The sequence below is a fragment of the uncultured Campylobacter sp. genome, assembly GCF_937997465.1.
In the GTDB taxonomy this organism is placed as follows: Bacteria; Campylobacterota; Campylobacteria; order Campylobacterales; family Campylobacteraceae; genus Campylobacter_A.
This window is the reverse complement of record NZ_CALKTQ010000220.1, coordinates 1-1,548: the sequence shown is the minus strand read 5'-3', so window position 1 is coordinate 1,548 and position 1,548 is coordinate 1. Positions and strand designations below refer to the sequence as shown.

2 protein-coding genes are annotated in these 1,548 nt (G+C 49.5%); both read left to right on the top strand.

Going from position 1 to position 1,548, the window contains the following annotated elements; genetic code table 11:
* Positions 1-439, top strand: a 439-nt coding sequence (locus Q0546_RS07385) for a BadF/BadG/BcrA/BcrD ATPase family protein (RefSeq protein WP_298791814.1), incomplete at its 5' end; no start/stop codon positions are given.
* A complete protein-coding gene (locus Q0546_RS07380) occupies positions 436-1,545 on the top strand; it encodes a double-cubane-cluster-containing anaerobic reductase (protein ID WP_298791812.1) in 1,110 nt (369 codons plus the stop codon). The genes Q0546_RS07385 and Q0546_RS07380, both read left to right, overlap by 4 nt.
* The last annotated feature ends 3 nt before the right edge of the window (positions 1,546-1,548 follow it).

Genomic DNA, 1,548 nt, shown 5'->3' with positions numbered 1-1,548 from the left:
GGATTTTATCATGAACGACAAATGCTCGGCGGGCACGGGTAAATTTTTAGAGATCAGTGCGGGCCGCTTGGGGCTTGAGCTTAGCGAAATTTACAAAACCGCCCGCAAAAATCCCGCGATTAAAATTAGCTCAACGTGCACTGTTTTTGCAGAAAGCGAGATCGTCTCGCTAAGCGCAAACGGAGCCGAAACGAGCGAGATCGCCTACGCCATCGTGGATTCCTCCGCGCATAAGGTCGCCTCTCTCATCAAACGGCTGGAAAATCAAATTTATTTTTTAAGCGGCGGACTTAGCAACGTGCCGCTCTTTAAGCAGCTTCTAGGCGAGCATCTGGGGGCTGAAATTTTTACTTGCGAAAACGCAATCTACTGCGGCGCGATGGGCGCTGCGCTTATCGGTGCACGCAAAGCAAACGAAATTTTAAAGGAGACGAGATGAGAATGGATTTTGACGCGCTTAAAAAGCGCAACGCAATGGCTCTGCACGATTTAAAAGAGCAAGGCAAACACGTAGTGGGGATGTTTTACACCTATTCGCCAAAGGAGCTCATTTACGCCGCAGGCGCCGTGCCGGTTGGGCTTTGCGCCTATGACGAAAGCCCGATAGACGCCGCTCATGCCGAGCTTCCGCGTAATCTTTGCCCGCTAATAAAGGCAAGCTACGGCTATGCAGTTACTAAAAAATGCCCCTATATGAACGCCAGCGATCTCGTCATAGGCGAAACGACCTGCGACGGCAAGAAAAAGATGTATGAGCTGCTGGCAAAACATAAGGACGTCCACGTGCTGCAACTACCGAATATGACCGGTGGCAAGAGCTTGGAGCTTTTTACCGACGAGCTTAGAGAATTTCGCAAAGTTTTAGAGCAAAAATTTGATACGAAAATCACCGATGAAGCACTGCTCGATGCGGCGCAAATTTACAACGAAGAGCGCAAGGTAATGTTGGAGCTTTTAGAGCTTGGCAAACTAAATCCGATGCCGGTAGCGGGCAGCGAAATTCATCAAATTTCATTTGCGAGCGACTTCATATACGATAAACGCGAAAAGCTTAAGATGATACGCGCCTACATAGCCGCCGCGAAGGAGATGACGCCGCCGAAAACTCGCAAAAAGCGGATCATCATCACCGGCTGTCCAAGCGGAGGCGTGTATGAAAAGGTTATCAAGCAGATAGAGGAGCTGGGCGCGGACGTGGTAGCCTTTGAAAACTGCTCCGGCACCAAAGGCTATCAAAACCAAGTGCAAACAAAGGGCGATCTGGTCGCAAATATCGCCGAACGCTACCTTAAAATTCCATGTTCGGTGATGTATCAAAACGACGCGCGCTCAGATGTTATCAAGGATTTCGTACGCGAGTATCAAGCGGACGGCGTCGTTGACGTCGTGTTAAGCGGCTGCCACACCTACGCGATCGAGACAAATAAAATAAAGGAGGCAAGCAAAGAAGCGGGAGTAAGCTATATGAGTCTGGAGACTGACTACTCCAAGCAAGACGTCGGGCAAATTCGAACGCGCCTAGAAGCGTTTATAGAACTGCTTTAAGCG

Coding starts and splice junctions, on each gene's coding strand:
- Q0546_RS07380 (WP_298791812.1), top strand. CDS start 436: ATGAGAATGGATTTTGACGCGCTTAAAAAGCGCAACGCAATGGCTCTG.